This window comes from Amycolatopsis sp. NPDC088138 (genome assembly GCF_044741685.1).
Classification (GTDB): Bacteria; Actinomycetota; Actinomycetes; order Mycobacteriales; family Pseudonocardiaceae; genus Amycolatopsis.
The window spans coordinates 1,128,957-1,151,137 of sequence record NZ_JBIUTB010000001.1 but is presented as its reverse complement, the minus strand read 5'-3'; the positions used below and the strand labels follow the sequence as shown (position 1 = coordinate 1,151,137).

At 72.0% G+C, this 22,181-nt stretch carries 21 protein-coding genes; 16 read left to right on the top strand and 5 right to left on the bottom strand.

Annotated features, from left to right (window positions below):
• Positions 1-21 precede the first annotated feature (21 nt).
• Both ACIOD2_RS05245 and pip read left to right on the top strand, forming a co-directional pair.
• Entirely contained in the window at positions 22-750 is a 729-nt protein-coding gene (locus ACIOD2_RS05245; protein ID WP_400534635.1) for an ESX secretion-associated protein EspG, read from the top strand.
• 77 nt (positions 751-827) lie between these two features.
• Positions 828-1,775 (top strand): prolyl aminopeptidase, encoded by a 948-nt coding sequence (gene pip / locus ACIOD2_RS05240; RefSeq protein WP_400534633.1) that lies wholly within the window; start codon positions 828-830, stop codon positions 1,773-1,775.
• A 47-nt stretch (positions 1,776-1,822) separates the two neighbouring features.
• Here the strand turns inward: pip and ACIOD2_RS05235 are convergent, their stop codons facing one another.
• Complete coding sequence (locus ACIOD2_RS05235) at positions 1,823-3,022, bottom strand: Glu/Leu/Phe/Val dehydrogenase dimerization domain-containing protein (RefSeq protein WP_400534631.1); 1,200 nt, start codon at positions 3,020-3,022, stop codon at positions 1,823-1,825.
• 117 nt (positions 3,023-3,139) lie between these two features.
• Between ACIOD2_RS05235 and ACIOD2_RS05230 the strand changes: the two genes are divergently transcribed.
• The 8 genes from ACIOD2_RS05230 (at position 3,140) to ACIOD2_RS05195 (ending at position 11,681) form a co-directional block, all read left to right on the top strand.
• Positions 3,140-4,066, top strand: coding sequence for a LysR substrate-binding domain-containing protein (locus ACIOD2_RS05230; RefSeq protein WP_400534629.1), 927 nt, complete (start codon positions 3,140-3,142; stop codon positions 4,064-4,066).
• Between the two features lie 120 nt (positions 4,067-4,186).
• Positions 4,187-5,455 carry a glutamate-cysteine ligase family protein gene (locus ACIOD2_RS05225; RefSeq protein WP_400534627.1) on the top strand — a complete coding sequence of 423 codons (1,269 nt, stop codon included), beginning with the start codon at positions 4,187-4,189 and terminating at the stop codon, positions 5,453-5,455.
• Positions 5,452-6,789: an ergothioneine biosynthesis protein EgtB gene (gene egtB, locus ACIOD2_RS05220; RefSeq protein WP_400534626.1), complete on the top strand. Its 1,338-nt coding sequence runs from the start codon at positions 5,452-5,454 to the stop codon at positions 6,787-6,789. The genes ACIOD2_RS05225 and egtB overlap by 4 nt, the downstream gene beginning before the upstream one ends.
• Before the next feature lie 5 nt (positions 6,790-6,794).
• Positions 6,795-7,553, top strand: a complete 759-nt coding sequence (gene egtC, locus ACIOD2_RS05215; protein WP_400534624.1) for an ergothioneine biosynthesis protein EgtC — start codon at positions 6,795-6,797, stop codon at positions 7,551-7,553.
• Positions 7,550-8,527 (top strand): L-histidine N(alpha)-methyltransferase, encoded by a 978-nt coding sequence (egtD, locus tag ACIOD2_RS05210; protein WP_400534622.1) that lies wholly within the window; start codon positions 7,550-7,552, stop codon positions 8,525-8,527. Before egtC ends, egtD begins: the two co-directional genes overlap by 4 nt.
• Positions 8,528-8,573: 46 nt before the next feature.
• Positions 8,574-8,996, top strand: a complete 423-nt coding sequence (locus ACIOD2_RS05205) for a nitroreductase family deazaflavin-dependent oxidoreductase (protein WP_400535413.1) — start codon at positions 8,574-8,576, stop codon at positions 8,994-8,996.
• A 140-nt stretch (positions 8,997-9,136) separates the two neighbouring features.
• Positions 9,137-10,741 carry an alpha/beta hydrolase gene (locus ACIOD2_RS05200; protein WP_400534620.1) on the top strand — a complete coding sequence of 535 codons (1,605 nt, stop codon included), beginning with the start codon at positions 9,137-9,139 and terminating at the stop codon, positions 10,739-10,741.
• A gap of 232 nt (positions 10,742-10,973) precedes the next feature.
• On the top strand, positions 10,974-11,681 hold the full coding sequence (locus ACIOD2_RS05195; RefSeq protein WP_400534618.1) for an MgtC/SapB family protein: 708 nt from the start codon (positions 10,974-10,976) through the stop codon (positions 11,679-11,681).
• On the opposite strand, the gene ACIOD2_RS05190 is transcribed toward ACIOD2_RS05195, so the two are convergent.
• Positions 11,671-12,468, bottom strand: a complete 798-nt coding sequence (locus ACIOD2_RS05190) for an alpha/beta fold hydrolase (RefSeq protein ID WP_400534616.1) — start codon at positions 12,466-12,468, stop codon at positions 11,671-11,673. The two genes, ACIOD2_RS05195 and ACIOD2_RS05190, sit on opposite strands and share 11 nt — an antisense overlap.
• 71 nt (positions 12,469-12,539) lie before the next feature.
• The gene (locus ACIOD2_RS05185) at positions 12,540-15,371 is read right to left on the bottom strand and encodes an aconitate hydratase (protein WP_400534614.1); all 2,832 of its coding nucleotides are present in this window, start codon (positions 15,369-15,371) and stop codon (positions 12,540-12,542) included.
• 292 nt (positions 15,372-15,663) lie between these two features.
• Here ACIOD2_RS05185 and ACIOD2_RS05180 point away from each other — a divergent pair, with 292 nt between their 5' ends.
• Both ACIOD2_RS05180 and ACIOD2_RS05175 read left to right on the top strand, forming a co-directional pair.
• Positions 15,664-17,016: an NlpC/P60 family protein gene (locus tag ACIOD2_RS05180; RefSeq protein WP_400534612.1), complete on the top strand. Its 1,353-nt coding sequence runs from the start codon at positions 15,664-15,666 to the stop codon at positions 17,014-17,016.
• A gap of 43 nt (positions 17,017-17,059) precedes the next feature.
• The gene (locus ACIOD2_RS05175) at positions 17,060-17,770 is read left to right on the top strand and encodes an SAM-dependent methyltransferase (RefSeq protein WP_400534610.1); all 711 of its coding nucleotides are present in this window, start codon (positions 17,060-17,062) and stop codon (positions 17,768-17,770) included.
• Between the two features lie 2 nt (positions 17,771-17,772).
• On the opposite strand, the gene ACIOD2_RS05170 is transcribed toward ACIOD2_RS05175, so the two are convergent.
• Positions 17,773-18,171: a DUF1801 domain-containing protein gene (locus ACIOD2_RS05170; RefSeq protein WP_400534608.1), complete on the bottom strand. Its 399-nt coding sequence runs from the start codon at positions 18,169-18,171 to the stop codon at positions 17,773-17,775.
• Between the two features lie 29 nt (positions 18,172-18,200).
• Between ACIOD2_RS05170 and ACIOD2_RS05165 the strand changes: the two genes are divergently transcribed.
• The 4 genes from ACIOD2_RS05165 to ACIOD2_RS05150 all read left to right on the top strand — a co-directional run bounded on the left by ACIOD2_RS05165 (position 18,201) and on the right by ACIOD2_RS05150 (position 21,910).
• A complete protein-coding gene (locus tag ACIOD2_RS05165) occupies positions 18,201-18,746 on the top strand; it encodes a molybdenum cofactor guanylyltransferase (protein WP_400534606.1) in 546 nt (181 codons plus the stop codon).
• Positions 18,747-18,907: 161 nt separating this feature from the next.
• Positions 18,908-19,981: an AAA family ATPase gene (locus tag ACIOD2_RS05160; RefSeq protein WP_400534604.1), complete on the top strand. Its 1,074-nt coding sequence runs from the start codon at positions 18,908-18,910 to the stop codon at positions 19,979-19,981.
• Between the two features lie 7 nt (positions 19,982-19,988).
• Entirely contained in the window at positions 19,989-20,933 is a 945-nt protein-coding gene (locus ACIOD2_RS05155; protein WP_400534602.1) for a DUF58 domain-containing protein, read from the top strand.
• Entirely contained in the window at positions 20,930-21,910 is a 981-nt protein-coding gene (locus tag ACIOD2_RS05150; RefSeq protein ID WP_400534600.1) for a VWA domain-containing protein, read from the top strand. The genes ACIOD2_RS05155 and ACIOD2_RS05150 overlap by 4 nt, the downstream gene beginning before the upstream one ends.
• 49 nt (positions 21,911-21,959) lie before the next feature.
• Here the strand turns inward: ACIOD2_RS05150 and ACIOD2_RS05145 are convergent, their stop codons facing one another.
• A complete protein-coding gene (locus ACIOD2_RS05145) occupies positions 21,960-22,163 on the bottom strand; it encodes a hypothetical protein (protein WP_400534599.1) in 204 nt (67 codons plus the stop codon).
• Between the last annotated feature and the right edge of the window lie 18 nt (positions 22,164-22,181).

The following is a 22,181-nucleotide window of genomic DNA, read 5'->3' as shown; positions in this document are numbered from 1 at the left end:
GTGGACGTGGTTACAGGCCGGGTGGATGTTCCGGTCGAGGCACTGGCCGCGCTGGCCGACCGCGAACAGGTCGGCCAGTTGCACATCACCCTGCGCCCGGAGCCGCTGTGGCTCTCGGACGAGGAGCGTGACGAGGCCGGCCAGCGGATCGACGACGCCCTGGCGGAGGCCGGGCTGGTCGACGGGCGTGGGCGGGCTTCCGTCGACTTCCTCGACTGGCTGCCGCTGCTGGTGGCGCCGGCGCGGGAGTGTTACGGCTGGGTCGGCACCGGCGGCCAGACCTACGGCGTGCTCGCCGCGGCGAAGGGGCTTCAGGCGATCCTGGCCGTTTCCGACGGGACACACGTCGGCGTGCAGGAGATCGACCGCAACCGGCTCGCCGAGTCGCTCGTCGAGCAGCTGCCGCCGGTCGGGCCCGGCGGCGGCAACCCGCGCACGGTCCGGGTGGCGGACCTGACCGAGGCCGCCCGCCGAGGGTCCGAGGCCTACCCGCTGCCCCCGGCGATCGCCGACGTCGTCAGCCTGGTGCAGCGGCCGGTGACCGGCAGCGGGGAGCTCTACGTCGGGCGCCGGGACGACGTCGGCCGCCACACCTGCCTGCGCCAGCCGCTGCACTACGCCGACACCGACTGGGGCCGCTACCTCAGCTACACCTCCGGCGCGGGCGAAGACGAGGTCATCCACATCGGCCCGGCGGGCCCGCGGGAGCTGGCGGACACCCTCGACGAGCTGGCCGGCTCGCTCAACTGAGCCAAAAGGCAGCGCGGAGAGAGCGCGTCGCCGCTAATGTGACAGCGCTGTTGTATTCCGCTGGGAAGGACGCGCTGATGGCTGGGCTGTATCCCGCGATCGAACCGTACGAGCACGGCCTGCTCGACGTCGGCGACGGACACGAGATCTACTGGGAGACCTGCGGGAACCCCGACGGCAAGCCCGCGCTGGTCGTGCACGGTGGGCCCGGCTCCGGGTGCTCGACCAACCTTCGCCGGTACTTCGACCCGGCGAAGTACCGCGTTGTGCTCGTCGACCAGCGCGGCTGCGGCCGCAGCACCCCGCACGCCGGGGCCCCGGCCGCCGACCTGTCGGCCAACACCACCGACCACCTGGTCGCCGACTTCGAACTGCTCCGGACCCGGCTCGGCATCGAGAAGTGGCTGCTGTTCGGCGGTTCGTGGGGGTGCGTGCTCAGCCTGACGTACGCGCTGCGCCACACCGGCCGGGTCAGCGAAATGGTCCTGATGGGCCTCGCGACCGACCGCTTCCTCGAGGTCGAGATGCTCATCCGCGGCCTCGGCGCGTACTTCCCGGAGGGTTTCGCGAAGTTCCGCGACGGCGTTCCGGAGGACGAACGCGACGGTGATCTCTCCGCCGCCTACAACCGGCTGCTGCTGGACCCGGATCCCGAGGTCCACCACCAGGCGGCCGCGGACTGGTGCGCCTGGGAAGACGCGATGCTGCCCGGCGTCCCGCCGCACGACGTCTTCGAGGACCCGGCCTACCGGCTCTGCTTCGCGCGGCTGGTCACGCACTACTTCGGCAACCGGGCGTTCCTGCCCGACGGCGAGATCCTGCGCAACGTCGGCAAGCTCGCGGACATCCCCGCCGTGCTCGCCCAGGGGGTGCTGGACACCGCCAACATCGTCGGCACCCCGTGGCTGCTGCACCACGGCTGGCCGGGGAGTGAGCTGGTCATGCTGAACGACGTCGGGCACTCCACCGGGGACGTCTCGATGCAGGACGTCCTGGTCGGCGCGACCGACCGGTTCGCGGGCTGAGGGCTTCCGCACGGCGCCTCCCCGACGAGGCGCCGCGCGGACCCGGCTCACGGGATGAGCAGCGCCGGCTCACCTTCGGGGGTGAGCGCCGCTTCGGCGCGCGCGGCCCGGTTCGTCTCGGCCAGCTTCAGGCCGGTGACCCGCAGCGGCATCCGGTCCATCTTCCAGTCGGCCAGCAGCAGCGCCACCTTGGCCTGCATCTCGGTGCGCAGCCGCAGGAACGAGTCGGCCGGGTCGGCGCCGACCTCGCCCAGCAGCAGCCACCACGCCCAGGCCGCGGCACCGGCGTTGGCCACGAAGTCCGGCACGACGGCCACCCCACGAGCCGAGAGCGCTGCTTCGGCCTCCGGTGTCGTCGCCGCGTTGGCCGCCTCGATGACGACCTTCGCCTTGACGAGGTTCTCGTTGTCGGGCCGCAGCGCGTAGGAGATCGCCGCCGGCACGAAGATATCCGCGTCCGTGGACACGACGGCGTCCCGCGGGAGCACCTTGATCCCGGACGGCAGCCGCTTGCGGTCCACCTCGCCGAAGCGGTCGCGCAGGTCCAGCAGGGCCGGGATGTCGAGGCCTTCGGGTGCGTAGAGGGTGCCCGCGGCGTCGGCGACCGCGACGACCTTCATCCCGGCTTCGTGCAGGTAGTAGGCTGCGCCGCCGCCCATGGTGCCGATGCCCTGGATCGCCACGGTCGTCTCGCGCACGTCCCAGTCCCACGCCGACGCGACGCCGAGGCACGCCTGCGCCACGCCGTAACCGCCGACGACGTCGCCGAGCAGCAGCCCGCCGGGCACCGGGGCGTTGAGGCCGGCCTGCACCCGGCGCAGGGTGCGCTCCGGATCGGCCGACCGGCCGATCGCGGCGTGGTACGACTGCTCCAGCCCGAGGTCGGCGAACACGGCGTCGATCAGGTGCTGCGGGACGCCGAGGTCCTCCGCGGTCACCCAGTGCGCGTCCAGCCAGGGGCGGAGGAACGAGCAGAAGCGCGTCAGGACGCCGAAGGCACGCGGGTCCTTCGGGTCGAAGTCGATGCCGCCCTTCGCGCCGCCGACCGGCAGGTTGAAGGTCGCGGTCTTGTTGGCCATGCCCCGGGCGAGGTCCTCGACCTCGCTCATGGTGCAGCCGGCCCGCATGCGGGTGCCGCCGGTGGCGACGCCGGAAACCAGGCTGTGCACGACGAGGTAGCCGTTCGCGCCGGTGACGGGGTCGGTCCACGAGAGTCGCATCAGCGGCTCGGCGTTGCGGGGGGTCATCAGGGCCACTACCTCCGGGGAGTCGGGGCGGCCTCGTGACCGCCACCACGAGCGTGCGCCCCGGGTGGCCTTCGCGTCCATTTAACGCTGCTGCACGATCTCGTTTAGGTTTGGTGCATGGAGCTTTCGTTGCATCGGCTGAAGATGCTCCGCGAGCTGCACCGCCGGGGCACCGTCACCGCCGCCGCGGCGGCCCTGCACTACACCGCGTCGGCGGTGTCGCAGCAGCTCGCGCAGCTGGAACGGGACGTCGGGGCCAAGCTGTTCGAACGGCTGGGCCGCCGGGTCCAGCTCACCGAGCTGGGCAAGCTGCTCACCGAGCACGCCGAGGAGATCCTCGGCTCGGTCGAGCGGGCCACGCTCGCGCTGGAGGAGGCGCAGGACGCGCGGACCGTCCGGCTGACCGCGGGGGTGTGGGCGTCGGTGGCCTCCGGCCTGCTCCCGACGGCGCTGAACACCTTGGCCGGTTCGCACCCGGGCATCGAGGTCCGGACCCGGGAACTGGCCCCGGAGGACACCGCCGAGGCGGTCCGGGACGGCGTGCTCGACCTGTCCTTCGTCATCGACTACTCCGACGCGCCGATGCCCTGGGACGCCGGCCTGGAGCGGGCGGTCGTGGCCGTCGAACGGCTGCACGCGGCGGTACCGCGCGGTGCGGTGCCCTCCGGCTCGGCCTCGCTCGACGACCTCGCCGAGCACCCCTGGATCCTGGCCAGCCCGAAGTCGCACTTCGGCCGGGCGATGCGCACGGCGTGCCGGCGCCACGGGTTCGCCCCGAAGATCAACCACGAGGTCGAGGAGCAGTCCACGGCGATGGCCATGGTGGGCGCCGGGCTCGGCATCACCCTCGTCTCCGACCTGGGCCTGCGCCTGCTGCGCCCGCCCGGGATCGACGTCGTGACGCTCACGACGCCGTTGCTCCGAACGGTGTCGATCGCCTACCGGCGTACCGCGTTCCGCCGTCCGGCGCTGCACCTGGTGATCGAGGCCGTCCGGGCCTCGGCCGCCGAACTGGGGCTGGGCACGGAATCCTCTTTGCCCTGATCCGGGACTTCTTACGGAGTGGTGACCCCGTCCTGAGGGGCAGGATCACCCCTGAATTTGTCGTACCCCGCGTGTAGCGTCCGATGTCGAGAAAGTTCCATCACACGGGACAGGATTGACATGACAGAAGCGTCTACGGTGCACGAGTTTCCCGAGAAGTCGGGTAGTGCGTCCAACCGCACCGCGCGGGTCCTGGCGGACCGTGCGGCCGGGGAGGCGTACGTGGCATCGGTGTGCTTCAAGCACGGCCCGCCGCGCCTGACCGGCGTCGAGCTGGAATTCACCGTGCACCACGCCGACGACCCGGCAAGACCGCTCGATCCCGACCTCCTCGCCACGGCGCTGGGCCCGCACACCCCGCGGACACTCCGCCCCGACAGCCCCGAGACCCCCCTCCCGGCAGGTTCACCAGTGAGCCTCGAGCCCGGGGGCCAGGTCGAAATCTCCGCTCATCCCCAGGCCACGCTGCGTGAACTCGACGCGGTCGTCTCGGCCGATCTCCGCCACCTGGGTGAACTCCTCGCCTCCCGCGGCCTCCAGCTCGGTGAATCCGGTATCGACGCGCACCGCGCGCCGCGCCGGGTCCTGAACACGCCGCGCTACGCGGCGATGGAACGCCGGTTCGCGCCGATCGGTCCCGGCGGCATCACGATGATGTGCAGCACCGCCGGCCTGCAGGTGTGCCTCGACGCCGGGGAGGCCGAGCACCACGCGGCCCGCTGGGCGGCCGCGCACGCCATGGGCCCGCCGCTGCTCGCCCTCTTCGCCAACTCCCGCGTCCACGCCGGGCGCGACACGGGGCACGCCTCCGCCCGCTGGCTCGCGGTGCACGACACCGAGGCGATCCGCACGCGCACGGCGGGCGTGCCGGACGACCCGGCGGCGGAGTGGGCCACGCGCATGATGGACACCCCGCTGATGGTGCTGCCCCGCGAAGACCGGCCGTGGGACGCGCCGGAGGGGCTGACGTTCGCCGACTGGATCGAGGGCCGGGGCTCGGCGGCGCTGCTGCCGAGGCCCACGTCGGCGGACCTCGACTACCACCTCAGCACCATGTTCACCCCCGTCCGCCCGCAGGGGTACCTGGAGATCCGGTACCTCGACGCCCAGCCGCCGGCCGACTGGCTGGCACCGACCGCGCTGGTCGCCGCGCTGCTCGCCCGTCCGTCCACGGTGGACAAGGTGCGCGGCCTGTGCGCGCCGGTGGCGGACCGGTGGACGAGGGCGGCGGGCCGCGGCCTGGCCGATCCGGAGATCGCGGCCGTCGCGGCCGCGCTGGCCGACCTCGGCTGTGCCGAGCTGGGCAGCACCGGGCTGAGCACGGAATCCGTAACCGAGATCAGCGAGAGCGTGCAGGGGCGCGCGTACCGATCGAGGAGCGAAGCATGACCACCACGGAGTCGAACGAACTGGGCGCCGAACAGTTGCGCGCCCGCGCGGCGGAGGCACTGACCCGGGCCCGGGCGCGCAGTATCGCGCTGACCGACGCGGTCGACGACGAAGACCTGATCAAGCAGCACTCCAAGCTGATGTCGCCGCTGGTCTGGGACCTGGCGCACATCGGCAGCCAGGAGGAGCTGTGGCTGGTCCGCGACGTCGGCGGCCGGGAGCCGCTGCGCCCGGACATCGACGACATCTACGACGCGTTCCAGCACGCCCGCGCCGACCGGCCGGCGCTGCCGCTGCTCGGCCCGGCCGAGGCCCGCAGCTACGTCCGCGAGGTGCGGGAAAAGGCGTTCGACGTGCTGGAGCGGGTGCCGCTGCAGGGGCGCCGGCTCACCGAGCGGGCCTTCGCGTTCGGCATGGTGACCCAGCACGAGCAGCAGCACGACGAAACCATGCTGGCCACCCACCAGCTGCGCCAGGGCGACCCGGTGCTGCACGCGCCCGAGCCGCCGCCCGCGCGGTCGGGCGCCCTGCCCGCCGAGGTCCTGGTGCCCGGCGGCGCGTTCACCATGGGCACCTCGGCCGAGCCGTGGGCGCTGGACAACGAGCGCCCGGCGCACGAGCTGGCCGTCGAGGCGTTCTGGATGGACACGACACCGGTCACTTCCGGGGCCTACGCCGAGTTCCTCGACAGCGGCGGGTACGACGACGAAGCCTGGTGGAGCCCGGAAGGCTGGGCCTACCGCAGCCAGAACGGCATCACCGCACCGCGGTTCTGGAAGCGGGAGCAGGACGGCTGGTGGCGCACCCGGTTCGGGGTCTACGAGCGGATCACGGCCGACGAGCCGGTCGTGCACGTCTCGTTCTTCGAGGCCGAGGCGTACGCGGCCTGGGCGGGCCGGCGGCTGCCGACCGAGGCCGAGTGGGAGAAGGCCGCGCGGTTCGACCCGGCCACCGGCCGGTCGCGCCGCTTCCCGTGGGGTGACGAGGAACCGGGTGCCGAGCACGCCAACCTGGGCCAGCGGCACCTGCGCCCGGCACCGGCGGGCGCGTACCCGGCCGGCGCGTCACCCACCGGCGTGCACCAGCTGATCGGTGACGTCTGGGAGTGGACGAGCACCGACTTGTACGGCTACCCGGGCTTCGCGCCGTTCCCGTACCGGGAGTACTCCGAAGTGTTCTTCGGGCCCGAGTACAAGGTGCTGCGCGGCGGCTCGTTCGGCACCGACTCGGCGGCGATCCGGGGCACGTTCCGCAACTGGGACTACCCGATCCGGCGGCAGATCTTCGCCGGCTTCCGCACGGCCCGCGACGCGGGCCCGGGCGAGGTGGGCTAGGGGCCATGTGCAGGCACATCGCGTACCTCGGCGCGCCCGTTTCCCCCGCCGAGGCGGTTTTTCGCGCGCCGCATTCGCTGCTGGTGCAGGCTTACGCACCGGCGGACATGCGGGGCGGCGGCACCGTGAACGCCGACGGCTTCGGGCTGGGCTGGTACCTCGGCCCGGACGCGGCGCCCCTGCGGCACCGGCGCTCGACTCCACTGTGGACGGACGAGGCGCTGCCGCCGCTGGCCGCGGCGCTCACCACCCACGCGTTCGTCGCCGCGGCCCGCAACGGCACCACCGGCATGCCGGTGACCGAGGCGGCCGCGGCGCCGTTCACCACGGGCCGGTGGCTGTTCAGCCACAACGGTGTCGTCCGCGGCTTCCCGGACTCGCTGGCCGAACTGGCCAAGACCCTGCCCATCACCGAGCTGCTGACGCTGGAGGCGCCGACGGACTCGGTCGTGCTCTGGGTCCTGCTGCGGGCCCGGCTCGCGGCCGGGGAAGACCCGCTCTCGGCGGTGGTCTGGCTGACGACCGCCGTGGAGGCGGCCGCGCCCGGCTCCCGGCTCAACTTCCTGCTCACCGACGGCGAAACCCTGATCGGCACCACCTGGACGCACGCACTGTCCCTGCTGGAAACCCCGGAGGGCGTGCTGCTGGCGTCCGAACCCGTCGACGGCGACCCGCGCTGGACGCCCGTCCCGGACCACCACGCCGTGCGCGCCACCGCGGCCGGCGTGGAACTGCTTCCCCTGACCGAGGAGGACATCTCGTGACCGAACCCGATCTCGACCACCACCGTTCCGGCGACGCCGTCACCGGCGAACTGCGTGCGGACGTCGTCGCCGGGCTCACCGCCGAGCGGAAGTGGCTGCCGCCCAAGTGGTTCTACGACGCCGAGGGCAGCGAGCTGTTCGAGAAGATCACCCAGCTGCCGGAGTACTACCCGACCCGCAGCGAGCGTGAGGTGCTGGCCGCGCACGCCGGCGACGTCGCGAAGCTGACCGACGCGCACACCCTCGTCGAGCTGGGTTCCGGGTCGAGCGAGAAGACCCGGCTGCTGCTCGACGCGCTCACCGCGCACGGCACGCTGGAGGCGTTCGTCCCGCTCGACGTCTCCGAGTCCGCGCTGGCCGACGCCGCCCGGTCGATCTCGGCGGACTACCCGGGGCTGGCGGTCCGGGGTGTCGTCGGCGACTTCACCCAGCACCTGGACCTGCTGCCCGGCGGCCAGCCGCGGGTCGTGGCCTTCCTCGGCGGCACGATCGGGAACTTCCTGCCCGCCGAGCGCGCCGGGTTCCTGCGGTCGGTGCGGGAGGTCCTGGACGAGGGGGAGTGGCTGCTGCTGGGCACGGACCTGGTGAAGGACGCCGAGACGCTGGAGCGGGCGTACGACGACGCGGCCGGGGTCACGGCGGAGTTCGACATGAACGTGCTGCGGGTGATCAACGCCCGGCTCGGCGCGAACTTCGACCTCGACGAGTTCGAGCACGTCTCGCACTGGGACGCCGAGCACGAGTGGATCGAAATGCGGCTGCGCGCCCGGCGCGAGCTGACCGTCGAGATCCCCGGTGCGGACCTGACCGTGCGGTTCGCCGAGGGGGAGCACATCCGGACGGAGATCTCCGCCAAGTTCCGGCCCGCCGGGGTCGAGGCCGAGCTGGCCGCGGCCGGGTTCGCCCTCGACCGGTGGTGGACCGACTCCCAGCAGCGCTTCGGGGTGAGCCTGGCAAGATCTGTGCGTGGCTAATCCTCTCCGGGCACTGGCCCGGGCCCTCGGCACGAAGCCGTGGCTGATGCGTTCGGCCGTCGTGGTCGTCTGGGCGGACAAGAAACTGCACAAGGTGTTCGGCGGCCGGGTGAGCCTCGTGGCGCTCGCCGGGCTGCCGTCCCTGCGCCTGACGACCACCGGCCGCAAGAGCGGGCTGCCCCGCAGCACGAACCTGCTCTACTTCCCGCACGGCGGCGACTTCGTGCTGACCGGGTCCAACTGGGGCCGGCCGAACAACCCGGCCTGGACCCTCAACCTGCGTGCCGACCCGAAGGCCGAGGTCGCGCTCGCCGGGCGCCCCGTCACGGTCGTCGCCCGGGAGCTCGAAGGCGAGGAGTACGCCGCGATGTGGCGCGAGCTGCTCGCGTTCTGGCCCGGGTACGCGATGGAGCAGGAGGAGGCCGGGCGCCCGTTGCCCGTTTTCGTCCTGAATCGGGTCGCCCGATAGATTCGCACCATCCGTTTGGACGGTGACGGCTTTCACCGGTTTGTGCCAGTCTCTCCCGGGTAACGCGCCGTGACGCCTCGAGCGCGCGGCGAATGCGTGACCTAGGGAGGAACGTCTTGCGGAGATCCACAAGGGGCCGGGTGCGCTCGTTCGCGCTGGTGGGGGCGCTCGTGGCGGGCATCGGGCTCGCCGGCACGGCCGGGACCGCGGCCGCGGCGCCGGACGCGGCGGCCAAGCCCGCCGTCGTCGGGGCGACCGCGGCGGTCGCCTGGGGGACCTGCTCGGCCGACACCCTCGCCGGGGTGCCCGCGGACCAGGTGAAGCTCTACAGCTGCGCGCGCTACCGCGTGCCGATCGACCACGACAACGCCGCGCTGGGCACCATCGACATCGCGCTGCTGAAGCGCGCCGCGCGCACCCCGGACGCGCGGGTCGGCTCGCTGTTCCTCAACCCCGGCGGCCCCGGCGGTTCGGGCCTGCGGATGCCGATCAGTGGCCAGTTCTACTTCCAGCCGCAGGTCCTCGACCGCTTCGACCTGGTCGGCTTCGACCCGCGCGGGGTCGGGCAGAGCAACCCGCTGCGCTGCTTCACCACGCAGGAGGACGCGGACGAGGTCTTCGGCGCCCAGATCCCGGTGCCGCTGAGCCGCGCCGAGATCTCCGGCACGCTGGCCAGCTACCGCGACTACGGGCAGTTCTGCAAGAACAACGCGGGCTCGCTGCTCAACCACATGTCCACGAAGGACGTCGTGCGTGACCTCGACACGCTGCGCGCGGCGGTCGGCGACAAGAAGCTGACCTACGTCGGCTTCTCCTACGGCACGCTGATCGGCTCGACCTACGCGTCGATGTTCCCGAAGCAGTCCCGCGCGATCGTCATCGACGGCAACGTCGACCCGCAGCTGCGCACGAAGGACGGCGTCGAGTACGACCGCGAGCGGGCGCAGGGCTTCGAGGTCTCGCTCGACGGCTTCCTCAAGCGTTGCGACCAGGTCGGCGCGAAGTGCGCGTTCAGCGACGGCACGCCGCGGGCGAAGTTCGACGAGCTGCGCGAGTACCTGCGCAAGCAGCCGATCACCGTCCCCGGCGGCGGTTCGGTCGACATCAACACGTTCACCGGTTCGGTGTCGAGCATCCTGTACTCGCCGTCGGCGTTCCCCGGCCTGGCCGAGGACCTGCAGGCGCTCTACGACGCGATCCACCCGGCGGGCGCGCAGGCGCAGACCCTGCAGGCCCGGCAGCTCAAGGTGATCACGAAGGGCAAGCAGGGCCTGGCGGACCAGTCCCCGGACAGCCCCTACACGAGTGACGACTCGTACTTCGGCGTCAACTGCTCGGACAAGCCGTTCAAGATCAAGCAGGAGCAGGTGCCGGGCATCGCCGCGAGCTGGGAGCGCGAGTCGCCCACCTTCGGCCGCTACCAGGCCTTCGCCGACACGGCGGGCTGCCCGGTGTGGCCGGCGAAGAAGCCGGACGTCTACCGCGGTCCGTGGCAGGCGAAGACCGACGTCCCGGTCGTCGTGGTCAGCAACTACTACGACCCCGCGACGCGCTACCTGTTCGGCCAGCGGATGGCCGCCGAGCTCGGCAACACCCGGCTGCTGTCGGTCGACGCGTTCGGCCACTGCATCCTCGGTGACGCCCTCGGTGTCGACCAGGCCGTGGCGGCGTACCTGACCGACCTCAAGGTGCCGGCGGGCGGCCAGGTGTTCCAGCCGAACGTCCAGCCGTTCGAAACCCCGTAGCGGATACCGGACCGAGGCCGGGGTGACGCACCTCGCGTCGCCCCGGCCTCTTCGTGCCCGGTACAGTGCGGGAGTTGATCAACCACGAGCAACGGAAGCGAGGTGAGCGGCACATGCCAGCGGACAGTCAGCGGACGACCGGGCGTGCGCTCACCGGAGGCTTCCGGCTGGGCTGAGCTCGTCCGGTCTCCTCCTGTCCGGCAGTGCGCGCACGCCGGAAACGAGCCGGATCATGACCATCTTCGAAATGCTGCTGCGCGTGGGCACCGGGGTCGGCCTGGGCGCCGTCATCGGGTTCGAGCGCCAGTTCCGCGCCCGGATGGCCGGGCTGCGCACCAACGCCCTCGTCGCGGTCGGCGCGACGCTGTTCGTCCTGCTGTCCGCCCACGGTTTCGGCGGCCTCGCGAGCAGCGCGGACGCCGACCCGACGCGGGTGGCCGCGCAGATCGTCTCCGGCATCGGGTTCCTCGGTGCCGGCGTGATCCTGCGTGACGGCCTCAACGTCCGGGGTCTCAACACCGCGGCGACGCTGTGGTGCTCGGCGGCCGTGGGTTCGCTCGCCGGCTCCGGGTTGTACGCCGTGGCGCTGGCCGGGACCGTGGTCGTCGTCGGGGTGAACGTCCTGCTGCGGCCGCTCGGCCGCGTTGTCGACCGCCGCCCGGACTCGGGCGAGGAGACCCCGGCGCGCTACGAGTTCCAGGCGGTGACCCGCGACGACAGCGAGGCCCCCGTCCGGGCCCTGCTCGTGCAAGCGCTGGCCCGCACGGACTTCCGGCTGCTGTCGGTGCTGAGCACGGACCGCCCGGAGGACCGTACCGTCGAGGTCCGCGCCGAGCTGGCCGCCGACCAGCGCGACGACGCCCAGATGGAGTCCGCGGTGTCCCGGCTTTCCCTGGAGCCCGCGGTGTCGAGCGTGCGCTGGGACGCCGTCACGGTGTAGCGAGGAACTCCTCGAGCAGCTCGCCGAACCGGGCGGGCCGGTCGAGGTTCACCAGGTGCGCGGCGCCGGGCACCCGGACCCGGCGCGCGTGCGGTGCCTCGCGCTCCACCAGGTCGGCGACGGCGAAGATGTCGGTGGAGTCGAGGTCGCCCGTGACGACCAGCGCGCGCGTCCCGATCTCGGCCACCCGGCCGATCGCGTCCAGCTCGGTACCCGGATCGGGGGCGCCGTGGCCCTGGCCGAAGTTGCCGACCAGCATGTCCCGGCAGTGCTGCCGGACCGCCGGGTCCACGTCGGCGGGCGCGCGGTGCGGGCCGTCGACCCACAACCGCAGGACGCACTCCAGGACCGCGGCGCCGTCGCCCGACCGGGCCGCTTCGCCCGCCTCGGCCAGCAGGCCCAGGACGTACGGGTCCTGGAACTCCATCCCGCTGATCCCCGGCGAGCTGAGGACCAGCCCGGCCGCCCGGTCGGGGTGGGCGAGGGCGAAGTCGAGGAACACCCGGCTGCCGAGCGAGCAGCCGACCAGCACCGGGCGCTCCACGTCCAAGGCGTCGAGGAGCTGCTTCAGGTCTTCGCGGTGCGAGAACGGCCCCGCCGGGTCCGACGAGCCGCCGGCACCACGGGCGTCGTAACGGATCACGCGGTGCTCGCGCGCGAAACGGGTGAACTGCTCCTCCCACATCGCGCGGGTCATGCCGCCCGCGTGCAGGAACACCACCGGTGAACCTTCGCCGCGCTCTTCGTAGGACAGGTGGCCGTCGCCGAGCTCGATGCGTTCCCCCATGCCCGCCACGGTAACGCGAAAGGCCTCCCCGCCGGAACCGGCGGGGAGGCCTTTCGGGAACGCGGAAACCCTTACGCGTTGGTCATCTTCCGCAGCACGTACTGCAGGATGCCGCCGTTGCGGTAGTAGTCCGCCTCACCCGGGGTGTCGATGCGGACGTCCGCCTCGAACTCCACCTTGCCGCCGTCCTGCTTGGTCGCGGTGACGTGCACGGTGCGCGGGGTCTCGCCGTCGTTCAGCTTGGTGATGCCCGAGATGTCGAACGTCTCGGTGCCGTCCAGCTTCAGCGACGCCGCCGACTCACCCTGCGGGAACTGCAGCGGGATGACGCCCATGCCGATCAGGTTGGACCGGTGGATGCGCTCGAACGACTCGGTGATCACCGCGCGGACGCCCAGCAGCGAGGTGCCCTTGGCCGCCCAGTCGCGCGACGAGCCGGAGCCGTACTCCTTGCCGCCCAGCACGACCAGCGGGGTGCCGGCCGCGGCGTAGTTCTCCGCCGCGTCGTAGATGAACGCCTGCGGGGCGCCGTCCTGGGTGAAGTCGCGGGTGTAGCCGCCCTGCACGTCGTCCAGCAGCTGGTTGCGCAGCCGGATGTTCGCGAAGGTGCCGCGGATCATCACCTCGTGGTTGCCGCGCCGCGAGCCGTAGGAGTTGAAGTCCTTCTTCTCGACGCCGTGCTCGGTGAGGTACTGCGCGGCCGGGGTGCCCGGCTTGATCGCGCCGGCGGGGGAGATGTGGTCGGTGGTGACCGAGTCGCCCAGCTTCGCCAGCACGCGCGCGCCGGAGATGTCGGTGACCGCGGCCGGCTCCGGCGTCATGCCCTCGAAGTACGGGGGCTTCCGGACGTAGGTGGACTCGGCGTCCCACTCGAAGGTCTTGCCCTCGGGCGTGGGCAGCGCCTTCCAGCGCTCGCCGCCGTCGAAGACGTCCGCGTAGTCCTTGGTGAACATCTCCTGCGTGATCGAGGAGTCGATGGTCTCCTGGATCTCCTGCGGCGTCGGCCAGATGTCCTTCAGGAACACGTCGGTGCCGTCGCTGTCCTGGCCCAGCGGCTGGTTCGCGAAGTCGAAGTCCATCGTCCCGGCCAGCGCGTAGGCGATGACCAGCGGCGGCGACGCCAGGTAGTTCATCTTGACGTCGGGGTTGATCCGGCCTTCGAAGTTGCGGTTGCCCGAAAGCACCGACACCGCGGTGAGGTCGTTCTCCTGGATCGCGGCGGAGATCTCGTCCGAGAGCGGGCCCGAGTTGCCGATGCAGGTGGTGCAGCCGTAGCCGACCAGGTGGTAGCCCAGCTTCTCCAGGTACGGCCACAGGTTGGCCTTGGTGTAGTAGTCGGTGACGACCTGCGAGCCCGGCGCCATCGACGTCTTGACCCACGGCTTGACCGCGAGGCCCTTGTCCACGGCGTTGCGCGCGAGCAGCGCGGCGCCGAGCATGACCGAAGGGTTCGAGGTGTTGGTGCACGAGGTGATCGAGGCGATCACGACGGCGCCGTGGTCGAGCACGAACTCGCCGCGGTCGGCGGTCGAGACCTTGACCGGCTTGGTCGGGCGGCCCGAGGCACCGTTGGCGGCGGACACGATCACCGGGGCGGCGTCGTCCTCGGCGAACGACAGCGACGGCGCGTCGCTGGCCGGGAAGGACTCCTCCGAGGCTTCGTCCATCTTCGTGTGCGGCGTGGCGTCCTCGCCGTCCACGTAGTCGTGCACGGACTTGCGGAACGACGACTTCGCGTCGGTCAGCTCGATGCGGTCCTGCGGGCGCTTAGGGCCGGCGATCGACGGCACGACCGTCGAAAGGTCCAGCTCGATGTACTCGGAGAACTCCGGCTCGTGGGAAGCGTCGTGCCAGAGGCCCTGCTCCTTGGCGTAGGCCTCGACCAGCGCGACCTGCTCGGCGGAACGGCCGGTCAGCTTGAGGTAGCGGACCGTCTCCTCGTCGATCGGGAAGATCGCCGCGGTGGAGCCGAACTCGGGGCTCATGTTGCCGATGGTGGCGCGGTTGGCCAGCGGCACCGCGCTGACGCCGTCGCCGTAGAACTCGACGAACTTGGAGACCACGCCGTGGCGGCGCAGCATCTCGGTGATGGTCAGCACGACGTCGGTCGCGGTGACGCCGGTGGGGATCTCGCCGGTCAGCTTGAAGCCGACGACGCGCGGGATGAGCATCGACACCGGCTGGCCCAGCATGGCCGCCTCGGCCTCGATGCCGCCGACGCCCCAGCCCAGCACGCCCAGGCCGTTGACCATGGTGGTGTGCGAGTCGGTGCCGACGCAGGAGTCGGGGTAAGCCTGGCCGTTGCGGCTCATGACCGTGCGGGCGAGGTGCTCGATGTTGACCTGGTGCACGATGCCGGTGCCCGGCGGGACGACCTTGAACTCGTCGAAGGCGCCCTGGCCCCAGCGCAGGAACTGGTAGCGCTCGCGGTTGCGCTCGTACTCGATCTCGACGTTGCGCTCGAAGGCGTCGGGGCGGCCGAAGACGTCGATGATGACCGAGTGGTCGATGACCAGCTCGGCCGGGGCGAGGGGGTTCACCTTGTCCGGGTCGCCGCCGAGGTCCGTGACCGCTTCGCGCATGGTGGCGAGGTCGACGACGCAGGGGACGCCGGTGAAGTCCTGCATGATCACGCGGGCCGGGGTGAACTGGATCTCGATGGACGGGTCGGCCTTCGGGTCCCACGAGGCGAGCGAGCGGATGTGGTCGGCGGTGATGTTCGCGCCGTCCTCGGTGCGCAGCAGGTTCTCGAGCAGGATCTTCAGGCTGTAGGGCAGGCGCTCGGCGCCCTCGACCTTGTTCAGGCGGAACACCTCGTACGAGGCGTCGCCGACCTTCAGCGTGTCTTTGGCGCCGAAGCTGTCCTTGCTGGCAGGTGCGGTCACGTCTAACTCCAGTGGCATGGACTTCCGCGCCGGTGCGGCGGTCGAGTCCCGGGTCAGTTCGGTCGGGTTCGGTGAGGCGAGTCTTGCGCACCCCCACCGTAGGACCGGATTCGGGATGGCACACCTCGCGGTGCCTCAAACAGTACGCGCGTCCTGTTTGAGGGACAAGGCGACACGCGGTGTGGGCTGCGCCATCCGCGACGGGGGTCCCTCAATAAGGGGAATTGGTGCCTACGGTGTGTAAGTTTCCGCTGAGGCTTGTGATAGTGGTGTGACTGCAGTGACGCGCGATGTGCGCAGGTGAGCGGAGGTGGCGGTCGTGCCGGAACGGCGCAGTGGCTGGAAGGTGCCGGGCGCGCGCCGTGGACTGACCGTGAGCACCCTGGCCCTGGTGATCTTGTTCGGCGCCGGCGGCACGGGCCTCGCGGCGCCCCCGCCGCCGCCCAACCCGAGCGACTCGGACCTGAACAACAGCAAGGCCCAGGCGAACGCGAAGGCCGGTGAGGTCGGCCGGCTGACCAACCAGCTGGCCCAGGCCGAGCAGAAGCTGTCGCAGCTGCAGGACGACGTCGAGCTCAAGCAGGAAGAGGCCAACAAGGCCCTGGTCGACCTGCAGTCCGCCCAGGACGCCGCGGCGCAGGCGGAGAACGACGCCAAGGCCGCCCGGACCCAGGCGGACGCCGCGGCCGCGGCGATCGAGAAGGCCCGCAACGACCTGAAGACCTTCGCCGCCGCCAGCTTCCAGCAGGGCAGCACGGTCGGCTCGCTCTCGGCGTACCTGAGCGCCGACAGCCCCAAGGACATGCTGGCCCGCGCGCAGCTGCTCGACGCCGTCGGCGGCGACCGGCTCAACGCCCTCGACCGGCTCCAGCAGGCGCAGACCGACAAGTCGAACAAGGACTCCGCGGCCCGCAAGGCCGCGGAGATCGCCCAGCAGAAGCAGGACGCCGCGCGCAAGGCGAAGGACGGCGCCGACGCCGCCCAGACCGCCGCCGTCAGCGCGCAGGACAACCAGCAGACGCAGAACTCGGCTCTCGAAGCCAACAAGTCGAGCGTCGAGCAGCAGCTCTACACCGCGCAGGCCAAGGTCAACGGCCTGCAGGGGCAGCGCCAGCGCTACCAGGACTGGCTCGCGCAGAAGCAGCGTGAGGACGACGAGCGCGCCCGCCAGGCCGCGCTCGGCTCGTCCGGGGGCGGCGGTGGCCGACCGGCCGGCGGGCCCGCGCCCTCGGCCCCGGCCGGCGCGTCCATCGAAGCCGTGGTCGCCCGGGCCCTGTCCAAGCTCGGCATGCCCTACGCCTGGGGCGGCGGCAACGCGAGCGGCGCGACCCGCGGCATCCGCGACGGCGGCGTCGCCGACCGCTACGGCGACTACAACAAGATCGGCTTCGACTGCTCCGGCCTGATGATCTACGCCTTCGCCGGGGTCCGGTCGCTGCCGCACTACAGCGGGTACCAGTACACGTCCGGGCGCCGCGTCCCGCTGTCGCAGATGCGCCGCGGCGACATGCTGTTCTACGGCGGCGCGGGCGGCATCCACCACGTCGCGCTCTACCTCGGTGGCGGCCAGATGGTCGAGGCCCCGCAGTCCGGGCTGCGCGTCCGGGTCGCCCCGGTGCGCTACGGCGGCATCATGCCGTACGCGACCCGCCTGATCGGCTGAAAACCCGTTCGACGTCGTCGCCGCCGGCCGCCAGGATCGCCCGGTGGACGACGAACTGAACGCGCTGCGCCGCACGCGGCTGCGCTGGAACACGCCCCTTTCCGAAACCCACGCCGAGCTGCTGCTCGACCGGATGGACCTCGGCGCGGGCCACCTCGTCGATCTCGGCTGCGGCTGGGGTGAGCTGCTGCTGAGGGCCGTCGCCCGGGTGCCCGGGCTGCACGGGACCGGCGTCGACACCGACGTGACCGGCCTCGACCGCGGGCGCGCCGCGGCCCGGGAACGCGGGCTGGCCGTCGAGTTCACCGAAGCGGACGCCGCGAGCTGGGACGGACCGGCCGAGCGGGTGTTCTGCGTCGGGGCCGCGCACGCCTTCGGCTCGACGAAGGACGCGCTCGCCCGGCTCGCGCGGGTGGTGCCGTCCGGCCGCGTTCTCTACGGCGACGGCTTCTGGGCGGCTCCGCCGAACCCCGCGGCGGCGGAGATCTTCGGCCCGGACACGCTGACCCTTCCAGACCTGCTCGATGCCGTGGATGCCGCCGGATGGCGCGTCCTGCACCTCAGCACCGCCGACCAGCTGGAGTGGGACGACTTCGAGTCGTCGTCACGCCGCGCCTGGCAGGAGTGGCTGCTGGCGCACCCGGACGACCCGCGGGCGTCCGAGGTGCGTGCCTGGCTCGGCGAACGGCAGCGGCAGTACGTCCGCGATTACCGGGGTGTGCTGGGCCTGGCCTACCTCGTGCTGGGCCGCTGAGGTCAGGCCTGTTCGCGCTTCAGCTTGCGCCAGCCGCCGGCCCGGTTGTTCGCGATGATCTGCCGGAACATCGCGGTGAGCGCGGGCGCGTTGATCGGCTCGCCTTCACCGAAGGCGACCGTCCGGGCGGTCTTGTTGCCGTGCCCGGCGGTGATGATGCCGTCCGGGTCGGGGACGATGCCGCCGTCGTAGACGAACACGTTGACGTGGTCCTTCGCCGCCAGCAGAGCGCAGATGTTGCCCTCGAGCACGAAGTAGGGCTGCCGCGTGCGCTTGATGGTCTCGGTCACCTCGGGGTCGGCCGCGTGGACCAGCTCCCGGACCTCCCGGCAGATCACCTGCTGCCACCCGGGCAGCGCGTCGATGTAGGCGTCGACGCGGGGCTCGGCGGTGTAGGACACGCGTCGAGTATGCCGCTAAAGTGCGCCGGATGCGCTACGCGGGGATCGTGGTGGCCGGTGGGTCGGCCCGCAGACTGTCCGGTGTGGACAAGCCGGCCCTGACCGTCGGCGGCAAGCCGTTGCTGGCCCGCGCGATCCACGCCCTCGAGGGCGCCGAACGCGTGATCGCGGTCGGCCCGCGGCGTCCCGGCTTCGACGTCGTGTGGACCCGGGAGCCCGTGCCGGGCACCGGGCCGGTCGCCGCGCTGGCGGCCGGGCTCGCCTTCGTGCCCGAGGACGTCGAAGCGGTCGCGGTGCTCGCCGCCGACCTGCCCGGCGTCCGCCGGTCCACAGTGGACCGGCTGGTCGCCGCGGTCGGCGGGGCCGACGGCGCGGTGCTGGTCGACGCCGCGGGCGCCCGGCAGTGGCTGCTCGGCGTCTGGCGGGTCGCGGCGCTGCGGGCCGCGCTGCCCGAGGAGCTGGAGAACGCGGCGCTGCGGCGGACGCTCGGCGCGCTGGACATCGTCGACGTCCCGGCCGAGCCGGGGGAGGCCGACGACATCGACACCCCCGAGGACCTGGACCGGCTGTCCTGACACGGTCCTTCACAGATGTCACACCGGGCACGGTGTTGGCTACTCGCACGGGCCTACGCGTGCGTCCGCGTGCCGGACGGACGAACCACCGGGGGACGCAGTACGGTCGCACCGCGTGATCAACGTCGCGGGGGCGGCGCACGGACTTATGAGGAGGCAGAGTGACCGAGCCCGGCTACGCCGAGGGCGGGAACGGCCAGCAGGCCGCGACGCCGGCGCGGGACGCCCAGTTGCTGGAGCGGACCGTGTTCGAGGTCAAGCGGATCATCGTCGGCCAGGACCGCCTGGTCGAGCGGATGCTGGTGGGGCTGCTGGCCAAGGGCCACCTGCTGCTCGAAGGCGTGCCCGGGGTCGCGAAGACCCTGGCCGTCGAGACGTTCGCCCGGGTGGTCGGCGGTTCGTTCTCGCGCGTGCAGTTCACGCCGGACCTGGTGCCCGCGGACATCCTGGGCACCCGGATCTACCGCCAGGGCGCCGAGCGGTTCGACGTCGAGCTCGGCCCGGTCGTGGCGAACTTCGTGCTCGCCGACGAGATCAACCGCGCGCCGGCGAAGGTGCAGTCGGCGATGCTCGAGGTGATGGCCGAGCGGCACGTCTCGATCGGCGGGCAGACGTTCCCGATGCCGGACCCGTTCCTGGTCCTCGCCACGCAGAACCCGATCGAGAACGAGGGCGTGTACCCGCTGCCGGAGGCGCAGCGCGACCGCTTCCTGTTCAAGATCCTCGTCGAGTACCCCTCCGCCGAGGAGGAGCGCGAGATCATCTACCGGATGGGCGTCACCCCGCCCACCCCGCACGAGGTGCTCAGCCCGGCCGAGCTGGTCCGGCTGCAGGGCGTCGCGGCGCAGGTCTTCGTGCACCACGCGCTGGTCGACTACGTCGTCCGCCTCGTGCTGACCACCCGCACGCCGAACGAGCACGGCCTCGCCGACGTCGCGGGCTGGGTGTCCTACGGCGCGTCGCCGCGTGCCAGCCTCGGCATCATCGCCGCCGCGCGGGCGCTGGCCCTGGTCCGCGGCCGCGACTACGTGCTGCCGCAGGACGTCGTCGACGTCGTGCCGGACGTGCTGCGCCACCGCCTCGTGCTGTCCTACGACGCGCTGGCCGACGGCGTGCCCATCGACCACATCATCACCCGCGTGCTGCAGACCGTGCCGTTGCCGCAGGTCTCGGCCCGGCCGCAGGGCGGGACCGGCCAGGGCGGCCCGGTCCCGGCGGGCGCGCCGGTCAGGTAACCCGGCGATGGCGAAGAAGGACACGGGCGAACGCCCTTCCTGGGCGCCGCCGATCCTGCGCGGCGACCGGATGGAGGCCGGGCTCCGGACCCTGGAGCTCGACGTCCGCCGCCGGCTCGACGGGCTGCTCCAGGGCAACCACCTCGGCCTGGTGCCGGGGCCGGGGTCCGAGCCCGGCGAGGCGCGGCCCTACCAGCCCGGTGACGACGTGCGCCGGATGGACTGGGCGGTCACCGCCCGCACGACGACCCCGCACATCCGCGAGACGGTGGCCGACCGCGAGCTGGAGACCTGGGTGGTCGCCGACCTGTCGGCAAGTCTCGACTTCGGCACGGCCCTGTGCGAGAAGCGGGACCTGGTGGTCTGCGCGGTCGCGGCGGTCGCGCACCTGACCGGGGGCGGCGGCAACCGGATCGGCGCGCTGCTGTCGAACGGCGCCGAGACCACCCGCGTCCCCGCCCGCGGCGGGCTGGCGCACGCCCGCGGCCTGGTCCGCAAGATCGCCGCGACCCCGCGGGCCCCCGAGGGCACCCGCGGTGACTTCGCGGACGCCTTGGAGGCGTTGCGACGGCCACCGCGCCGCCGCGGCCTGGCCGTGGTGATCTCGGACTTCCTGGGCGAGCCCACCTGGGAGCGGCCGCTGCGCGCGCTGGGCGGGCGCCACGAACTGATCGCGATCGAAGTCCTCGACCCGCGCGACATCGACCTGCCCGAGGTGGGGACCGTCGTGCTGGCCGACCCGGAGACAGGGAAACAGCGCGAAGTGCACGCTTCGGCCTTGCTGCGCAAGGAGTTCGGGGCCGCGGCCCACGCCCACCGGCAGACGGTGGCGGCCGGCCTGCGGCGAGCGGGTGCGGCGCACCTGACGCTGCGCACCGACGGCGACTGGATCGCCGACATGGTGCGGTTCGTCGTCGCCCGCAAGCGGCGCTGGTCGGGGGGTGTCGCGTGAGCTTGACGGGCTTCACCGCGCCGTGGTGGTTCCTGCTCCTGATCGCCGTGGCCGCGGTCGCGATCGGGTACGTCCTGGCCCAGCGGGCGCGCCGGAAGCGGACCATGCGGTTCGCGAACCTGGAGCTGCTGGAGAAGGTCGCGCCGAAGAGCCAGGGCTGGGTGCGGCACGTGCCGGCGGTGCTGATCGTGCTGTCGCTGCTGCTGCTGACCGTCGCGCTGGCCGGTCCGACCGCCGAGCAGAAGGTGCCGCGCAACCGGGCGACCGTGGTGCTGGTGATCGACGTGTCGCTGTCGATGGAGGCCACCGACGTCGCGCCGACGCGGCTGAAGGCGGCCCAGGACGCCGCGACGCAGTTCGCGCAGAACATGACCCCGGGGATCAACCTGGGGCTCATCTCCTTCGCGGGCACGGCGACGGTGCTGGTCAACCCGACCACCGACCGCAACGGCGTCATCAAGGCGATCGAGAACCTGAAGCTGGCGCAGTCCACGGCCACCGGTGAAGGCATTTTCGCGGCGCTGCAGTCGGTGGAGAGCTTCTCCAGCGTCGTGGGCGGCGCCGACGGCCCCCCGCCGGCGCGCATAGTGCTGATGTCCGACGGCAAGCAGACGGTCCCGGAGGACCTGTACGCGGCGCGCGGCGGTTACACCGCGGCGCAGGCGGCGAAGCAGGCGGGCGTCCCGATCTCGTCGATCTCCTTCGGCACCACGCACGGCTCGGTCGACATCGAGGGCAAGGCCCAGCCGGTGAGCGTGGACGACGAGTCGCTGCGCGAGATCGCGAGGCTCTCGGGCGGCGAGTTCTACAAGGCGGCCAGCGCGGAAGAGCTGAAGAAGGTCTACGGCGACCTGGGCGAGCAGATCGGCTACGAGATCAAGGACGCCGACGCGAGCAAGCCGTGGCTGGTGGTCGGCACGCTGATCCTCATGCTGGGCGCCGCGGCCAGCCTGTTCTACGGCCAGAGACTCCCGTAGCGAAGGCGGCACTTTCACGTGAAAGTGCCGCCCTTCTCAAGCTCGGGTGTTAACTCCACGCGCTCGCAAGGCAACTGGTGTCGATACCTGCTGCTTCGGCCTCGCGGATCAGGTGCCGATCGTGGTCATCGAGGATCTGACTGATCACCGAAGCTGGAAGCCCTTCTCGCTTGGACCGGTCGTACAAAGCCGCAGCTTGTCGTTCCCGCTGGCGAGGAGCGAAGACGACGTCGGCGCCGGGTACATCGATCATGAAATCTCCTTGGCCGGC